Below are 15,545 nucleotides of genomic sequence, written 5' to 3'. Positions count from 1 at the left end.
TTAGGTTATAACAGAAGAATTAACAGACCACGTTCATGGTATATCAATCCTTTCCCATCAAGATCAAGTCGTACAAACATTTTTCAAGGGAATCCTAGTTTAGAGCCTGCTTACTCTGATGCTTTTGATATAGGTTACCTCAGAAAATGGGATCGTGTGTTAACTTTAACGGGTTCTGTTTATTTTAATAAAGAAACAGATTCTTTTGAAAGAGTACAAGAGGAAACAGGACAAACAACTTCAGACGGAATTCCTATTGTTCGCTCAATACCGATAAACTTATCGAGCAATGAACGCTACGGAGCCGAGATAGGTGTGATGTACAATCCTGCTCGCTGGTTACGTTTAAATGGAAGTTTTAATTACTATAAATTCAAAAACGAAGGAGACTTTAACGGCGTTAGCTATGATGCTGAAAATGAAAGCTACTTTGCACGTTTGAGTTCTAAAGTAACTTTACCATGGAGTATTCAATGGCAAACAAACGCTTTCCATCGTGGAGCAAGTGAAAACTCACAAACAAAAACTGAACCGATAACCTCTGTCAGTATGGCATTGAGTAAAGATATTTTGAACGATAATGCGACAATCTCACTTAACGTTAGTGATCTTTTCAATACACGTAAAAGAGAGAGTAGAACTTTTACAGAAAATTTTAATTCATTTAGTGAATTTCAGTGGAGAGAAAGACAAATTACAGCGACTTTTGTTTATCGATTTAATCAGAATAAACAAATGGCTAGACAACAAAATAGAGATCAAGGAGATGGAGATGCCGGAGGAGAGGGTCAGTTCTAGAAAATTGATTAATAATATTACTTTTAAGCTATCATAATTTACAAAGCTGTTTCTTTAAGGAAACAGCTTTTTTTGTTTTTAAACAAATGCTATTCCACATACATTTTGTTTGATTACATTTGTGAAAATTATCAACTATGAAACATTTTTTACTTTTATTTTGCTTTGTTTTTACTGGCTTTACAGTCAATTCTCAGATTTTAATTAACGAACTTGATTCTGATACTGAAGGTGTCGATGATAAAGAATTTGTTGAACTTAAAACCCCAAACCCAAACACGCCTCTTGATGGTTATGTTTTGGTTTTATTCAATGGTTCATCAAGTGGTGGTGATAGCAGTTATTTTGCATTAGACTTAGACGGATTTGTCACAGATTTTAATGGTTTATTCGTTATCGGTGGACCAGAATTAAATCCATCTCCTCAATTTTTTGTGCCAACGAATACTTTTCAAAATGGTGCAGATGCAGTTGCAATTTATGAAGGTTCGAGTGCTGATTTTCCTGAATATACTTTAGCAACAACAACTAATTTAGTAGATGCTTTAGTTTATGGTACAAGTGATGCTGATGATGCTAATCTCATGAATTTACTCGGTGTGACTGAGCAAATTGATGAAGACGAAAACAATAATAAAGATTCAGAATCTATTCAGCGTGCTGATGATGGAACTTGGTTTGTAGCTGAGCCAACACCTCGTGAACCTAACGAAGGAGGCGGAATTCAGCCAATATTTATAGATTTAGAAGTATCTGCAGAAACTGTTGATGAAGGCGATGCTTTTGATATGACTTTTACAGCAAGTGAATTTCTAACAAGTGATTTAGAGTTGAGCTTTACATTGACTAACGGGACTTTTACAACTGATGATTATGTAGGTGATACATCATTAACAATTTTAGAAAATACGTCTTCAATTTCTCAAACTGTTTCTATTGTTGATGATAACGAAGATGAAGGAGATGAAGTTTTGTTGATTGACGTGACTGATTTACCAGCGCCTTATGTGCTCAATGCCAATAGAATTGAAATCATTGTTATCGATAATGATTTTGTTGTTGAAAGTTACGGAACACCGACAAATCCTACTTTTGGACTTATTTCTTCAACAGCGCCAGCAAATTATTACATCGATTTTAATGGTAAAGCTGATCAACAATTAAGAGAAAGTATTACTGCTTTGGTATCTGATCCTTCAACGGTTCAGGTTCATACCTATTCTGATATTTACACGATTCTTGATGAAGCTGACAAAAGTCCTTTAAACAGTAACAAAGTTTGGCTTTTATATACTGAACAACAAAAAGCTAAATTCTTAAAACAAAGCGGTTCTAATAGCGCAAATAAATGGAATAGAGAACATGTTTTTCCTAGATCTAGAGGAGGATTCTTCAGCATTGAAGATGATGATATTGCAACAGGAATGATGCCTGACTGGACAACAAATGCAGATTCTTTACGTCACGGAAACTCTGATGCGCATCATTTGAGGCCAGCTTTATCTTCTGAAAATAGCAGTCGTGGTAATAAAAATTTCGGTGATTACACTGGACCTTCAGGAAATCAAGGAAGCTTTAAAGGTGATGTTGCTAGAGCAGTTTTCTATATGGCTTTAAGATATAATGATTTATCACTTGTTGATGGATTTCCGACAACAGCTGATGCTGGTCAATTAGGAGACTTACAAACGCTTTTAGATTGGCATGAAATGGATCCACCAGATGATTATGAAATGAGAAGAAACAATGTCATTTATGATTGGCAAGTCAACAGAAATCCATTTATTGATATGCCAGATTTGGTCGATTACATTTGGGGTGATATGATTGGTGAAACTTGGAACAATACAATGTCAAATGAAGATTTTAAAACATCTGCGATAAAAGTTTATCCTAATCCGAGTCAAGGTCAATTGAATTTCATGAACTTACCTGAACAAGTTGAGATTCGTGTTTTTTCTTTAACAGGGCAGGAGCTTTTTCACCAAAAGGATTTTGATGAGAAAACTTTAAATCTTGATTTAGCACAAGGTATTTATATTTTAAAAATGAGTTCTGATCAAGAATCAACTTCCCAGAAAATCATTATCGAATAATTTATGAAAGCGACTTATAAACGCTATGTTCTTGAGTTTAAAAAACCTTCAGGAACTTCAAGAGGTGTTTTAAAAACAAAGGAAACTTGGTTTATTAAACTTCAGAAAGCTGACCAAATAGGAATTGGCGAATGCGGTATTTTAAGAGGTTTAAGCATTGATGATAGACCTGATTATGAAGAAAAATTGCAATGGTTATGTGATCATATCAATAGAAACAAAGCTGAATTATTTGAAGAATTAAAGACTTATCCTTCAATTTTATTTGGTTTGGAGATGGCTCTCAAATCTTTTGAAAGCTCAAATCCTTTTGAATTATTCCAGACTGATTTTGTCAACCAAAACAGAGGTATTCCTATTAATGGATTGATCTGGATGGGAACCAAAGAGTTTATGCTTGAGCAAATTAAAGAGAAAATGAATGCTGGATTTAGGTGTATCAAACTTAAAATTGGCGCGATTGATTTTGAGAAAGAACTAGACTTATTAAAATTTATAAGATCTAATTTTTCAGATGAAGTGTTAGAATTAAGAGTTGACGCCAATGGCGCATTTTCTCCTGAAACAGCAATGGATAAATTAGAAGCTTTAAGTCAGTTTAATTTACACAGCATTGAGCAGCCAATTAAGGCTGGGCAATTTTCAGCAATGCATAAACTGTGTCAAAAAACACCTTTACCAATCGCTTTAGATGAAGAATTAATCGGTGTTTTTGAAGAAAAAGATAGTAGTGAATTGCTAGATCAAATACAGCCGCAGTATATTATTTTAAAACCTAGTTTAGTCGGTGGATTTAAAGAAAGTTTAAATTGGATTGAACTCGCTGAAAAAAGAAATATAGGTTGGTGGATAACCAGTGCTTTGGAAAGTAATATTGGTTTAAACGCCATTGCACAATTCACAAGTATGCTAGATACAAAAATGCCTCAAGGTCTTGGGACAGGAAGTCTTTATACAAATAATATAACATCGCCATTAGAGGTGAAAGGTGATCAGATTTTTTATAAGCAAACTCAAAAATGGCAGAAAAATATTATTTAAAAGAAGCGAACTTCATTACTGAAGCTCAAAACAAAAAGGGTTCGTATTGGAAGTATTTGATTCCGAGTTTTTTGTTTTTTGGATTGATAGGAATTAATCTAGCTGTAATGATTGCTTTTGATATCGATCAATCTGCAATAATCAAAAAGCAAATTGATGAGATTGGTCGAAATATGACTTTTGTCTCTACCATTGCACCATTATCTATTTTTTGTTTATTGATTTTACTTTATGTCAAATTTGTACATAAGCAAAGCATAAGATCGCTAACAACGACAAGACCTAAAATTGATTGGTCGCGTGTTTTCTTTAGCTTTGCATTGATAACAGTTTTTTTAGTGAGCTTAACATTGATTGATTATGCCACAAACCCTGCTGATTACAAACTTAATTTTGAACTGATACCGTTTTTAGGTTTGCTCGGTTTAGCAGTTGTTTTGATCCCTTTACAAACGAGTTTTGAAGAATATTTCTTTAGAGCTTATTTGATGCAAGGCATAGGCGGATTTTTTAAGAGCCGTTTAATCGCATTAATTTTCACTTCTGTAATTTTTGGCCTTATGCATATTGCCAATCCTGAAATCGGTAAAATCGGTTACGTTTTATTGGTGACTTACATCGGGACAGGTTTTTTATTAGGTATTATGACATTGATGGATGAAGGCATCGAGCTAGCGCTAGGATTTCATGCTGCTAATAATTTGATCACCGTTTTGTTAGTGACAACAGATTGGACAGCATTTCAAACGAATTCAATTCTAATTTCTGTTGCTGAACCCAGTGTTGGTCTAGAAATTTTTATTCCTGTATTTGTGATTTACCCACTTTATCTCTTCATATTTTCTAAAAAATATAAGTGGTCAAATTGGAAAGAAAAACTTTTAAGATAAATTGAGCATATTTAATTTATAGACTTCACTTTATTTTTTAAATTCGTTTTACTAACCCACTAGAAATTTAATATGATGAAAAAATCACCTTACAAAGTCCATCCAGATTTTAAACTCAATGGAACGCATTTTAATGCAAAGGAATTGTACTCTGTGGCATATAGCTATATTAAAGAGGGCAATGAGTTTGAAGAACAAGTCGGTAATTTTTTGCTTGACTGGTTTAATGAAGATTACGATACAATCAAGTTGAGAACTTCAGGGTCAACAGGAACGCCAAAGGTCTATTATATCGAAAAAGAAAAAATGATTGCGAGCGCTTTGGCGTCTGACAAGTTTTTTAAACTGAAAAATAAAACAAAGGCGTTGATGTGCATGCCTGCTAATTATATCGCAGGAAGGATGATGCTGGTTCGCGCGCTAACTTTAGGTTGGGACTTGAGAATTATTCAACCAACAACGCATCCGCTGGACTCTATTTTTGAAGAGTTTGATTTTTGTGCAATGACACCACTTCAGTTGAGTTACTCTCTTGAAAGACTTCATTTTGTAAAAAAAATCATTGTAGGCGGAGGAACTGTTTCGCATAGCTTGGTGCAGCTCATTCAAGGTTTACCAACTAAAATTTATGAGGTATACGGAATGACAGAAACGATTTCACATGTTGCTGCACGCCGATTAAATCCAAAATCTGGTTTATCTTCTGAAAATGGAGAGTCTTTAAAACCTTTTAAAGCCATGCCTAAAATCAATTTTGGAACTGATGATAGGGGATGTCTAACAATCTCTTCTGACCGTATCTTAGATGAAACTTTGGTAACAAATGACTTAGTTGAGTTGATCAATCCGCAAGAGTTTTATTGGAAAGGTCGCATTGATAATGTTGTGAATACTGGTGGCGTTAAAGTTTTTCCTGAAACGATAGAAAGAAAACTTGAGAACTTGATAACAGACGCATTTTTTGCATCGAGTTTACCAGATGAAAAACTGGGAGAACGTTTGATCTTAGTTGTTCAAGAAAAGCATTCAGAAGAATATTTAAGCGATCTCAGAAGCGCAGTTCAAGCTTGTGAAACATTAGATAAATTTGAAGTTCCAAAGGACATTTATCTCATCGAAAAATTCGCATACACACCGACAGGTAAAATAAACAGAAAATTGACTTTAACTGAACTCACTGCGAAACTCGCTTAGTTTTGATGTAAAATGATGTCGTGTCAAAGTTTAAATCTTTATTTTTTTTGACTTTTAAATTTGTGTTTGTCCATTGATCCGATGAAATCATAGTCCGATGTTTGTCAGATTTTATAAAGTAGTCTATTGGCATCTGAAAGTCTGTGATAGGCGACTTCCATCTTAGTAATAATTCATTGTTTTTTGCTATGCGATATTCTAAAGTAGGAATCTCAGCTAAAGTGATATAATGTTCAAACACAGAACTTAAATTCATATCTAATTTTTCATTGAAGAAATTGATCACTTGCTTTTTATCAATCGTTTGATACTGAAAATTAAGATGGAATTCTTTTAATGTTTCCCACCATAACTCATCATTATTAACCACAGATCTGATCGTATGCAACATATTAGCGCCTTTATAATACATGTCGCTTGAGCCTTCATTGTGAACGCCATAAACGCCTTGAATTGGGGAATCATTTGCGATAAGTGGTCTCAATCCGTTCAGGTATTTGACAGCATCATCATAACCAAATTGGCATTCAACATAAACGCTCTCTGCATAAGTTGTAAAACTTTCATGAATCCACATATCAGCAATATCTGAAGAAGAAATACTGTTGCCAAACCATTCGTGAGCTGACTCATGGATGATGATAAAATCCCATTTTAGACCAACACCAGTGTTTGATAAATCCCGTCCTAAATAACCGTTTTTATAGCCATTTCCGTAAGCGACAGCACTTTGATGCTCCATACCCAAATATGGCGTTTCAATGAGCTTGTAACCATCTTCATAAAATGCATAAGCGCCAAATTTCTCTTCAAAACATGCGAGCATTGGTTTCACTTGCTGAAATTGCTTTTTCGCTTTTTCTAAATTGTACGACAGCACGTAATAGTCTAAATCTAAGTCATCAAATTGATCAGAGAAATGAGCGTAATCAGCGATATTGACAGAAATATTATAGTTGTTAATCGGATTTTTAACTTCCCAAGTGTATGCTGTAAAGCCATCTATCAGCTTTTCAGTATTGGTTAAACGACCATTAGAAACACCGATCAAATTTGAAGGATTGATGATTGTTACAGTCACTTCATCAGGTTCATCAGCGGGATGATCTTTATTAGGAAACCATAAACTTGCTCCAACACCTTGAACAGCTGTTGCGATAAAGTGATTTCCATTTTTGTCTTTATCAAAAACAAAACCACCATCCCAAGGTGCACGCTCAGCAACAATCGGATACCCTGAAAAGTAGAATCTGATGTTTTTTAGCTTATCTGACGCTTTTAACTCTTCCTTAAAATTGATAAAAACTGCATTAAATTTTCTGTCAAAGTCCATTTGATTTTTTTGATAGACAACGGAATCAAGATTCATATTTTCAAATAAATCAACTTGAATTCGATTGGTGTTTTCTTTTACAATGAAATCCATCCTGTTAACACCAGAAATATATTTTTTCCCTGGTTCAACCTTAACTTTTAAATCATATTTTTTAACATCATAGCTTATGCGTTCAGGTCTTAAACTTCCTCTTAAAGAATCTGCTTCAGAAAAATGATTTCTTTTTTTTGTTAAAATTTGACTTTGTACAGAAAAACTAAGGAGTAAAATCGAGATGATACAGTATATTCGAAACATAATTTAAAGCTATGAAGATTTTTACGAAAATAACATTTATTTTAGTTGTCATGACTTTATTCGCTTGCGGAAAAGAGTCGCAAATGATAAAGGGAACAATAACAAATGAAAGTCAGCAACCATTACAAGATGTGATGGTGCAAGTTGTTGGCACTGATTTATATGCAAAATCAAAGGAAGATGGTTCTTTTATGATTAATACAAAAAAAAGAGGCGATGAACTTTTATTTAATTTAGAAGGATACAAATTGTACTTCTACAAATTAGACAAAAACACATCTCCTCTTGAAATTGAGCTTCAGAAGAAATAGCTTTATAAAAAACTATAGCCTAAAGCTATAGAGAAATATTTGTTTTTTGACTCAATATCTCCAAATCCATCTATTCCTGAAATTGATTTTGTTAAACCAAAGTTGTAACGCGCATCTACTCTAAAAGAACCTAAGTGAGCACCAACACCAGTAACAAGACTGAAATCAGCATCTTTAGCACTTCCAGAAGGTAATTTGTCATCAGTTAAAAAACCAAATTGAGGACCAACTTGCACATTAAAAAGTCTTAGAAAGTGAATTTTAGCTAAAACAGGAACTTGAACATAACTTAGCTCTATGTCACCAAAGTCAGAATCGGCACCTTGCTCAGAATATAATAATTCAGCTTGTACTGAAAACATATTAAATCTGACAGCTCCAAATGCACCAGCGGTTACACCAGTTCTGTTGCTTAACCCACTGATGTCTGATAGTTCTGCAAAGTTTGCACCTGCTTTAAGACCAAGGTCAATTGATTGTGCTTTTGTGATTTGTGGTACAAAGCATAGTAACACAAAACTTAATCCGATAAAAATTTTCTTTAAATTCATGGTTGTATAGTTTTAAATAAAATTAAGATATTAATTTAAGATGAGATTCTGATATGTCTTAAGATTATCATAATTGACATTTTTTACAATGATATTTCCTTGATTATCAATTAAGTAGTTTTGAGGCAAATTGTAAATACCCATATCTGATGTAATCTGGCTTGTATAACCTTGTTCTGTTAATAAATTAACCCAGGGCATATTAGACTCTACGACATTTTGAAGCCAAATCTCACGATTTGTATTGAGTGAAATACTAACAACTTCATAAGATTTTGATTTATAAAATCTGTAATTATCAAGAAACTCCTGTGTTTTCATCATAGGTTCATCAGACCAAGTTGACCAAAATTCAACATAAATTAACTTTGCATCAATTTGCTTGAGCTCAACTGTTTCTTGCTGAAGATCTTTCAAATCAAAAGGGTAAAAAGCTTCTCCTTTTTTGTATTTCTTTCTGATTTTATAAAATCTCTCAAAAAGTTCAGCATCATCTCTCTGAAAATGTGAAGAATTGACTTGTTGCTTTAAAGACTTCAGATCTTCAAAATTCATTTTATTTTTTTGACTGATATCTGTCAAAATTTCACCAATCACCTGATGATTTGGGTATGATTTTAAAAAGTTACTAAAATCATCGCTAAAATCTTTAAAAGAAAAATCATCTTTTTGATAAGCAGCATAACTTGATTTGATACTGCTTTCAATAATTGGCGTCACTTGAGGAGTAGAAATATTATAAAAAAATTGATCTTCTATGCTATCCTTGTCAATCATTAAATTCACGGTTTGCAAAGTGTCTAAAGCAAGATAAAAGCGCTGAGATCCAGTAGAATCATTAATAAAAAGTTGAGCTGATTTTGAATGACTCAATGCGTCTTTAAAGTGAGCTTGACTATTGTTAACTTTAGAAGTTAAAGTTATGTCGTCAGTTTTTAAATAAACTTCTGAAGGATAATCACCAGATAGATTAACGGTTAAGTCAAAATGTTGAACCTTACTTTGTTTTTCTTTTTTTGCTTTCTGACAAGAAAATAAAATAGCAATAGCTAAAATTACTGTATAAGTTTTAAAATGTGAATTAATCATTTACTAATTCTTGAAAATTGTTGTGTTGTGAATAAGAATTTAGTTTTTACTTAATCCAATTCATATAGCCTCCTTCAAGATCGATGACTTTACTAAAGCCACGGTCAACCATTATTTCAGCTGCTTTCTGGCTTCTGCCACCGCTTTTGCAGTAAACATAAACAGGCTCTGATTTAGAATATGTTTCAATTTTTTCAATAAAATCTTGTGATTTGACATCTATATTCTCAGCATCTTTAATGTAACCCTCATTATATTCTTCAGGTGTTCTCACATCAACAAGCTGCACGTCATTTGAAATTGCCTTTTTGTAATTTTCTTTGTTTAAAATTTCACTCTTATTCATTCTATAATTTTTAAATATTGATAAGTTCTATACTATTTCTTTTCAGTTTAATCATTTTTTCTTTCTCAAGTTGTTTCAAAAGTCTTGAAACCACAACACGAGAGGTGTGTAAATCATAGGCGATATCTTGATGTGTACTTTGGATAATGTTGTTTCCGTCAAATTTTGCTTTTTCTTTAAGATAATGAAGCAGTCGCTGATCCATTTTTTTGAAAGCAATATTATCAACGGTGTCCATAATTTCGTTTAAACGATTATGATATGACCCGAAAATAAAACTTCGCCAACTTGAGTATTTTGAAGCCCATTCGTCAAGTTTTTCAACAGGAACCATAATTAAAGTTGAGTCTCTTTCTGCAATTGCCCTGATGGAACTTTTTGCGTTTCCTGTACAGCAACTTAGCGTCATAGCACAAGTTTCACCTCTTTCTAAATAATAGAGAAGAAGCTCAAAACCTTCATCATCTTCGCGTAAAATTTTGATAGCACCATGAAGAAGCAATGGCATACTTTTAATATATTGACCAATTCTGATCAATTCATCGCCTTGATGCACTTCTTTGTAAGTCCCAACATTGTTGATCTCTTGAAGTAAATCATCTTCAAAAAGATGGCCATAATTTTCCTTTAATTCTTTTAACATCGAATAAAATGATATTTTTGAAAAGCTAAAAATACAATTAATGCCCAACAATTCAATTCCTGAAGAGAATAATCATCGCTATTTTAAAATTTATAAACCTGATGGTTATTTAAGTCAATTTATTTACAATCAAAAACAACGACAAAAGAAGAAACTTCTCGGAGAATTAGGCGATTTTCCTGATGAAACGATGGCGGTTGGCCGACTTGATGAACCTTCGGAGGGCTTGTTGTTATTAACAACTGATGGCAAAGCTAGCTACAGAATTACAAGTACGGGTTTGGAGAAAGAGTATCACGTTCAAGTTGATGGCTTAATCACTGATGAAGCTATCAGAAATCTTCAAAAAGGAGTTGAAATCAGTATTTATGGCAAGCCTTATCAAACCAAATCTTGTGTGGTTGAAAGAATTGAAACACCAATTTATTTACCAGAGCGCAACAAAAGAATACGCGATGAACGTCACGGACCCACATCTTGGATTAAAGTGATAATCACAGAAGGAAAATACAGACAAGTCAGGAAAATGACAGCAAAGGTCAATTTCCCAACTTTAAGATTGGTGCGTTACAGAATTGACAACATCAACATTGATGATTTAAACAAAGCTGAAGTGAAAGAAATATCTAGTTTTCGTTAGTTTGTTTCTTGAGTGTATAATTTAAATCAGAATCAATTTTGTTACCTTCTTGATCAAGAAAAACAATTTGATTTTCCTCTATCTTGAAATAATATTTTTGTTTATCGACTTCACTATAAATACGTAAGCCATCATCAAGCCATTCAAATTCTGAATCTTCTATGAACTCGGTGTCTTTATCTTGATAAACTGATTTAATTTCGATGCTTTGATCTTCGCTGAGTTTAACAGTCATTTCAATCCCAGGGCAATCAGCACATGGTATGACACCTTGATATGTGCCAGCCCAATCTAAACTTATTTGTGATGTGTGATTATCAATAACCTCTTCCTGTTTTTCTTGCTTTTCTTCTTTCTGCTCTTGCTTTTTTGTTTTTGTACAAGAGGACAATAGCGTTGCAACTAATATGAACATCAAGATATTTTTCATGATTTTTTATTTAAGAATTGATAGAACTGCTAAGTAATGAAAAAAACAACCAAATAACACGAAAACATGCCAGATAACGTGATTGTACTTCCATTTTTCTTTAGCATAAAATATAACGCCAACTGTGTAGAAAAATCCGCCTAAAGCGATAAACAACAATTGATAAAAGCTCAATAATTCTATAACAGCCTTGATGTCAATCACAATCAACCAGCCCATAATCAGGTAGAGGAGAAGTGATATTTTTTCAAACCTGCCGGTAAAAAACAATTTTAAAAGCGTTCCAATCGCTGCAATTGTCCACACTAAAATAAATAAAAGTTCACCTTTTGATTCTTGTAAAACCGTTAAAACAATTGGTGTGTAAGTTCCTGCTATTAAAAGGTAAATACTGATGTGGTCAAAAACTCGAAAGACTTGTTTGAGCCTAGAGTTGCTGACATAATGATATAAACTTGAAGAAAGAAATAGCAAAAACATGCTACTGCTGTAAATCCAAACAGCATAAGTCGCAAGGGGATAATGATGATCGATATGAAACTGTAAATACCAGAAACCAATCACTGAAAATATCAGTCCCAGACCGTGCGTTAAGACATTATAAAGTTCTTCTTTTTGGGTTTGTATGCGGTTCAACTTTTTTTTCGGCAAAGTTAAGTATTACTCTACTTTAAGCTATTTATTTAAAACAAAAAAAGCTCAATTCTTTTAATTAAAATTGAGCTTCTTCACAATCAACCAAAAATTATTTTCTTGCAATAAATCTTGTTACATAAGCTTTACCGACGTGGAAATCACCTTCATTGAGGTCAATTTCTTTTTCTTCAGCCTTTATGACTTCTAAATCTTTGAAATCACCAACCAACATGGCTTCATCATAAAGCATATCGACTGTTTTTGGTCCTCCAGATTTATAAGCATCTTCAATCTGTTTAGGGTGAAAAACTTCCATCACTAAATAGCCGTCTTTTTTCAGTGCTTTGCTAATTTTTTTGTGCATTACAACGCGTTCCTTGGGCGCTAGATGTGCAAAAATTAAAAAAATAGCATCATATTTTTCAACGCCAAAATCAAAATCTTCGGCAGATGATACTTCATAATTAATCATCACATTGTTACGCTCACAGAGTTGAAGTGCCTTGTGTTTACCTTGTTCGGCATAATCAAAAGCATCAACCATAAAATTGTTTTGTGCTGCATAGCAAGCATTTCGGCCTTCACCTTCTAGTGGGAAAAGTATTTTTCCTTTAGGTAATGTTGGTAGAATTTCTCTAACAAAGTCGTTTGGTTCACTTCCGTAGACGTAATTTTTCAATGTATATCTTTCATTCCAGTGAGATGCGGGTTTCATAATTACAGATTTTTGATTGTGGTTAATATATCTTTTGATCCAGAGACAAAATTGAAAATTTTGCGGTCTGCATGGTTGTCATTTAAACAATACATCAAAGCATGTGCGACATCTTCACGAGGAATGGTTTCGCCTTGCGCTGGCTGATCGGTGAGTTTAATTTTTGATGTTCCTTTTTCGTCACTTAATGAACCAGGTCTTAATATTGAGTAGTTCAAGCCAGACTCTATTAAATGTTTATCAGCTGCTTTTTTAGCTTTTAGGTAAGTTTCTAATTCAGGAACTTGTTCTGGGCTCTCAGTTCCCATTGAACTGAGCATCACAAACTTTTTGATGCTGTGTTCTTTGGCGAAATCTATCGCTTTTATCGCACCTTTTTTATCGACGGCTTCAGTTTTATCATCACCTGTGTGTCCGCCAGAACCCGCTGCGAAAATAACTTTATTAATCCCTTCAAAACAGGATTTAAAATTTTGCTCTAAATCTCCGAGGCAAGTTTTGATATCTTTCTTTTCAAACAATTCTTTTTGACTTTCTTTTCTGACCATGGCGACAGGTTTATAAAAATCATTTTTAGAAATGATTTCTGATAAAATTCGACCTGTATTTCCATTAGCGCCTATAATAAGTACTTTTTCCATAAATCTTTATTTTGAAGTCAATTTAATGAAATTAAACTCGCAACTTATTTAAGAAAGCATTAAAAAAAATTAAAAAGCGTTAAATTGTTTATGACATTGGAACTTCTATCAACAAGATTTTAGAATTCTCATCACAATCAACCTCGATGGATTTACAATCCCAAACACCTAAAGCATCACGCCTTTCTAAATGGAAACTGCCAACTTTTGCTTGTCCTTCTAAAGCAAAAATAAAGACACCATTTGATTTTTGATTCAATAAATATTCTTGAGTCATTTTTTGATCGAAATGTCCTAAATGCAACCATGCATCTTGATAAATACTTAAGCCTTCTTTGTCTGAATAAGGTGAGACTAGTTTTTCAAATCTATTAAGAAGTTTGTCGCTATCTATTGATTTTTGAGCGTAAGATGGCTCAACATTTTTCTTGTTTGGTATTATCCAAATTTGTAAAAAATGAACTTCCTTAGTTTCGCTTGCATTGGCTTCGCTGTGCTGTATGCCTGTGCCAGCACTCATCACTTGTACATCCCCTTCCTTAATAATACCTTCGTTGCCCATGGTGTCTTTATGTTTCAAACTTCCTTTTAAGGGTATGGATATAATCTCCATATTCTCATGCGGATGCTTCCCAAAACCCATTTGTGGTGCAACTTCATCATCATTTAAAACTCTTAAACTTCCAAAACTCATGTTTTCAGGATCAAAATAATTTGAAAAGCTAAAACTGTGAGCACTTTTTAACCAGCCTAAATCAGAGGTTCCGCGTTCATTTGATTTCTTAAAAATTGTTTTCATGATTTTTAATAGTTATGAGATTTAGTGAAATGTAAATTTATCAACTTTTATTGCTTTATCAAACTTGTTACAATCACCTGTTGATAAACTAAAAACCTAAAATAGATAAATAAAAAACACATCAAGTCGATATGTCCTGATGCGTTTTTCTATGAAATATGATGTTTTAACTTATTCCTCAGGAACAACTTCTGCATCTGCTTTTTTAGCCATTTCTCTTTTGTGGTAATCTACTGGACTGCCGATAATTGTTGTCCAGGCTTCTTTAAGACTTTTAGCTCTAAAGATGTCTTTAAAGAAAGCAATCCACTCATGAAATATTAAATAAAGAGGATTATATGTATCCACAGGCATTGTAATTCCATATTCTGGTTTTTCTTCTTCAACTTGAAAAGTACCAAACATTCTGTCCCATATAATCAATGTTGATCCGTAGTTTTTATCGATATACTTCTCATTTTTGGAATGATGAACTCTGTGGTGAGAAGGTGTTGTGAAAATATATTCGATAGGTTTAGGTAATTTTTTGATATATTCTGTATGAATCCAAAATTGGTATAAAACAGCCAACTGATGAACCACTAAGAATACGAAAGGGTGGAAGCCCATCAAAATAACAGGCAAAAAGAAAACAATCTTTAAGTTTTGTGTCCACGATAATCTGAAAGAAGTCGATAAATTATAATATTCTGAATTGTGATGCACCACATGTGTTGACCACCAGAAGCGTTGCTCGTGAGCGAGTCTGTGTGACCAATAACGCATAAAGTCTAATGCAATAAAACAAATTAAATACGACCACCAAGTTTGTGGTATGCGAAATGGTGAAATATTATAGAAAAATAAGAAAACAGCAAATACGCCAAATTTCATAAAACCATTCAGAATAATGTTTCCTAAGCCAATAGAAAGAGAGGCCATAAAATCTTTACCACCATACAACTTTTTCTTCTGTCGATAGCTGAAATAGGATTCAAGCGCAACTAATAAAAACATCAAAGGTGCGGCAATCCATATAATTGTCGTAAAGTCTAAATCAGCGACATCTTCAAATGTCAAAGTCTTTTTGTCCATAAATTTTAATCAGATTTT

At 33.3% G+C, this 15,545-nt stretch carries 17 protein-coding genes and 1 pseudogene; 7 read left to right on the top strand and 11 right to left on the bottom strand.

Annotation, left to right across the window (positions count from 1 at the left end; translation table 11 throughout):
* Positions 1-6: 6 nt before the first annotated feature.
* From CAP47_RS12550 to CAP47_RS02495, 5 genes and pseudogenes are all read left to right on the top strand, one after another.
* Positions 7-798: pseudogene (locus CAP47_RS12550) on the top strand (outer membrane beta-barrel family protein); the annotation flags it as partial.
* Positions 799-935: 137 nt separating this feature from the next.
* Positions 936-2,894, top strand: coding sequence for an endonuclease (locus CAP47_RS02510; RefSeq protein ID WP_100775244.1), 1,959 nt, complete (start codon positions 936-938; stop codon positions 2,892-2,894).
* Between the two features lie 3 nt (positions 2,895-2,897).
* Complete coding sequence (locus CAP47_RS02505) at positions 2,898-3,935, top strand: o-succinylbenzoate synthase (RefSeq protein WP_100775243.1); 1,038 nt, start codon at positions 2,898-2,900, stop codon at positions 3,933-3,935.
* Positions 3,914-4,825 carry a CPBP family intramembrane glutamic endopeptidase gene (locus CAP47_RS02500; protein WP_100775242.1) on the top strand — a complete coding sequence of 304 codons (912 nt, stop codon included), beginning with the start codon at positions 3,914-3,916 and terminating at the stop codon, positions 4,823-4,825. The genes CAP47_RS02505 and CAP47_RS02500 overlap by 22 nt, the downstream gene beginning before the upstream one ends.
* Before the next feature lie 75 nt (positions 4,826-4,900).
* Positions 4,901-6,019 carry an AMP-binding protein gene (locus CAP47_RS02495; protein ID WP_317042673.1) on the top strand — a complete coding sequence of 373 codons (1,119 nt, stop codon included), beginning with the start codon at positions 4,901-4,903 and terminating at the stop codon, positions 6,017-6,019.
* Here the strand turns inward: CAP47_RS02495 and CAP47_RS02490 are convergent.
* On the bottom strand, positions 6,000-7,652 hold the full coding sequence (locus CAP47_RS02490) for a M1 family metallopeptidase (protein ID WP_100775240.1): 1,653 nt from the start codon (positions 7,650-7,652) through the stop codon (positions 6,000-6,002). The genes CAP47_RS02495 and CAP47_RS02490 overlap by 20 nt on opposite strands.
* Positions 7,653-7,663: 11 nt before the next feature.
* Here CAP47_RS02490 and CAP47_RS02485 point away from each other — a divergent pair, with 11 nt between their 5' ends.
* Entirely contained in the window at positions 7,664-7,963 is a 300-nt protein-coding gene (locus CAP47_RS02485; RefSeq protein ID WP_100775239.1) for a carboxypeptidase-like regulatory domain-containing protein, read from the top strand.
* A gap of 2 nt (positions 7,964-7,965) precedes the next feature.
* Here the strand turns inward: CAP47_RS02485 and CAP47_RS02480 are convergent, their stop codons facing one another.
* The 4 genes from CAP47_RS02480 to CAP47_RS02465 are packed head-to-tail and all read right to left on the bottom strand — an operon-like array spanning position 7,966 to position 10,592.
* On the bottom strand, positions 7,966-8,514 hold the full coding sequence (locus tag CAP47_RS02480; protein WP_100775238.1) for a porin family protein: 549 nt from the start codon (positions 8,512-8,514) through the stop codon (positions 7,966-7,968).
* Positions 8,515-8,544: 30 nt separating this feature from the next.
* Positions 8,545-9,603: a TlpA family protein disulfide reductase gene (locus tag CAP47_RS02475; RefSeq protein WP_100775237.1), complete on the bottom strand. Its 1,059-nt coding sequence runs from the start codon at positions 9,601-9,603 to the stop codon at positions 8,545-8,547.
* Positions 9,604-9,649: 46 nt separating this feature from the next.
* Complete coding sequence (locus CAP47_RS02470) at positions 9,650-9,949, bottom strand: rhodanese-like domain-containing protein (protein ID WP_100775236.1); 300 nt, start codon at positions 9,947-9,949, stop codon at positions 9,650-9,652.
* Between the two features lie 10 nt (positions 9,950-9,959).
* Positions 9,960-10,592: a Crp/Fnr family transcriptional regulator gene (locus CAP47_RS02465; protein WP_100775235.1), complete on the bottom strand. Its 633-nt coding sequence runs from the start codon at positions 10,590-10,592 to the stop codon at positions 9,960-9,962.
* 40 nt (positions 10,593-10,632) lie between these two features.
* Here CAP47_RS02465 and CAP47_RS02460 point away from each other — a divergent pair, with 40 nt between their 5' ends.
* A complete protein-coding gene (locus tag CAP47_RS02460) occupies positions 10,633-11,232 on the top strand; it encodes a pseudouridine synthase (protein ID WP_100775234.1) in 600 nt (199 codons plus the stop codon).
* On the opposite strand, the gene CAP47_RS02455 is transcribed toward CAP47_RS02460, so the two are convergent.
* From CAP47_RS02455 to CAP47_RS02430, 6 genes are all read right to left on the bottom strand, one after another.
* Entirely contained in the window at positions 11,219-11,662 is a 444-nt protein-coding gene (locus CAP47_RS02455) for a copper resistance protein NlpE (RefSeq protein ID WP_100775233.1), read from the bottom strand. The genes CAP47_RS02460 and CAP47_RS02455 overlap by 14 nt on opposite strands.
* Before the next feature lie 6 nt (positions 11,663-11,668).
* Entirely contained in the window at positions 11,669-12,298 is a 630-nt protein-coding gene (gene trhA / locus CAP47_RS02450) for a PAQR family membrane homeostasis protein TrhA (protein WP_100775278.1), read from the bottom strand.
* Positions 12,299-12,407: 109 nt separating this feature from the next.
* Entirely contained in the window at positions 12,408-13,013 is a 606-nt protein-coding gene (locus CAP47_RS02445) for a class I SAM-dependent methyltransferase (RefSeq protein ID WP_100775232.1), read from the bottom strand.
* Positions 13,014-13,015: 2 nt separating this feature from the next.
* Positions 13,016-13,654, bottom strand: a complete 639-nt coding sequence (locus CAP47_RS02440) for an SDR family oxidoreductase (RefSeq protein WP_100775231.1) — start codon at positions 13,652-13,654, stop codon at positions 13,016-13,018.
* 88 nt (positions 13,655-13,742) lie between these two features.
* The gene (locus CAP47_RS02435; protein WP_100775230.1) at positions 13,743-14,453 is read right to left on the bottom strand and encodes a pirin family protein; all 711 of its coding nucleotides are present in this window, start codon (positions 14,451-14,453) and stop codon (positions 13,743-13,745) included.
* 171 nt (positions 14,454-14,624) lie between these two features.
* Complete coding sequence (locus tag CAP47_RS02430; protein WP_100775229.1) at positions 14,625-15,527, bottom strand: sterol desaturase family protein; 903 nt, start codon at positions 15,525-15,527, stop codon at positions 14,625-14,627.
* Between the last annotated feature and the right edge of the window lie 18 nt (positions 15,528-15,545).

Origin of the sequence: Psychroflexus sp. S27, from assembly GCF_002810405.1 — a bacterium.
In the GTDB taxonomy this organism is placed as follows: domain Bacteria; phylum Bacteroidota; class Bacteroidia; order Flavobacteriales; family Flavobacteriaceae; genus Psychroflexus; species Psychroflexus halocasei_A.
Note: the sequence above shows the minus strand (reverse complement) of the source record. Positions and strands in the feature narration are given on the sequence as shown.

Excerpts from the sequence above, each read along its gene's own strand:
- CAP47_RS02510 (WP_100775244.1), top strand. The coding sequence starts at position 936 with ATGAAACATTTTTTACTTTTATTTTGCTTTGTTTTTACTGGCTTTACA.
- CAP47_RS02505 (WP_100775243.1), top strand. The coding sequence starts at position 2,898 with ATGAAAGCGACTTATAAACGCTATGTTCTTGAGTTTAAAAAACCTTCA.
- CAP47_RS02500 (WP_100775242.1), top strand. The coding sequence starts at position 3,914 with ATGGCAGAAAAATATTATTTAAAAGAAGCGAACTTCATTACTGAAGCT.
- CAP47_RS02495 (WP_317042673.1), top strand. The coding sequence starts at position 4,901 with ATGAAAAAATCACCTTACAAAGTCCATCCAGATTTTAAACTCAATGGA.
- CAP47_RS02490 (WP_100775240.1), bottom strand. The coding sequence starts at position 7,652 with ATGTTTCGAATATACTGTATCATCTCGATTTTACTCCTTAGTTTTTCT.
- CAP47_RS02485 (WP_100775239.1), top strand. The coding sequence starts at position 7,664 with ATGAAGATTTTTACGAAAATAACATTTATTTTAGTTGTCATGACTTTA.
- CAP47_RS02480 (WP_100775238.1), bottom strand. The coding sequence starts at position 8,514 with ATGAATTTAAAGAAAATTTTTATCGGATTAAGTTTTGTGTTACTATGC.
- CAP47_RS02475 (WP_100775237.1), bottom strand. The coding sequence starts at position 9,603 with ATGATTAATTCACATTTTAAAACTTATACAGTAATTTTAGCTATTGCT.
- CAP47_RS02470 (WP_100775236.1), bottom strand. The coding sequence starts at position 9,949 with ATGAATAAGAGTGAAATTTTAAACAAAGAAAATTACAAAAAGGCAATT.
- CAP47_RS02465 (WP_100775235.1), bottom strand. The coding sequence starts at position 10,592 with ATGTTAAAAGAATTAAAGGAAAATTATGGCCATCTTTTTGAAGATGAT.
- CAP47_RS02460 (WP_100775234.1), top strand. The coding sequence starts at position 10,633 with ATGCCCAACAATTCAATTCCTGAAGAGAATAATCATCGCTATTTTAAA.
- CAP47_RS02455 (WP_100775233.1), bottom strand. The coding sequence starts at position 11,662 with ATGAAAAATATCTTGATGTTCATATTAGTTGCAACGCTATTGTCCTCT.
- CAP47_RS02445 (WP_100775232.1), bottom strand. The coding sequence starts at position 13,013 with ATGAAACCCGCATCTCACTGGAATGAAAGATATACATTGAAAAATTAC.
- CAP47_RS02440 (WP_100775231.1), bottom strand. The coding sequence starts at position 13,654 with ATGGAAAAAGTACTTATTATAGGCGCTAATGGAAATACAGGTCGAATT.
- CAP47_RS02435 (WP_100775230.1), bottom strand. The coding sequence starts at position 14,453 with ATGAAAACAATTTTTAAGAAATCAAATGAACGCGGAACCTCTGATTTA.
- CAP47_RS02430 (WP_100775229.1), bottom strand. The coding sequence starts at position 15,527 with ATGGACAAAAAGACTTTGACATTTGAAGATGTCGCTGATTTAGACTTT.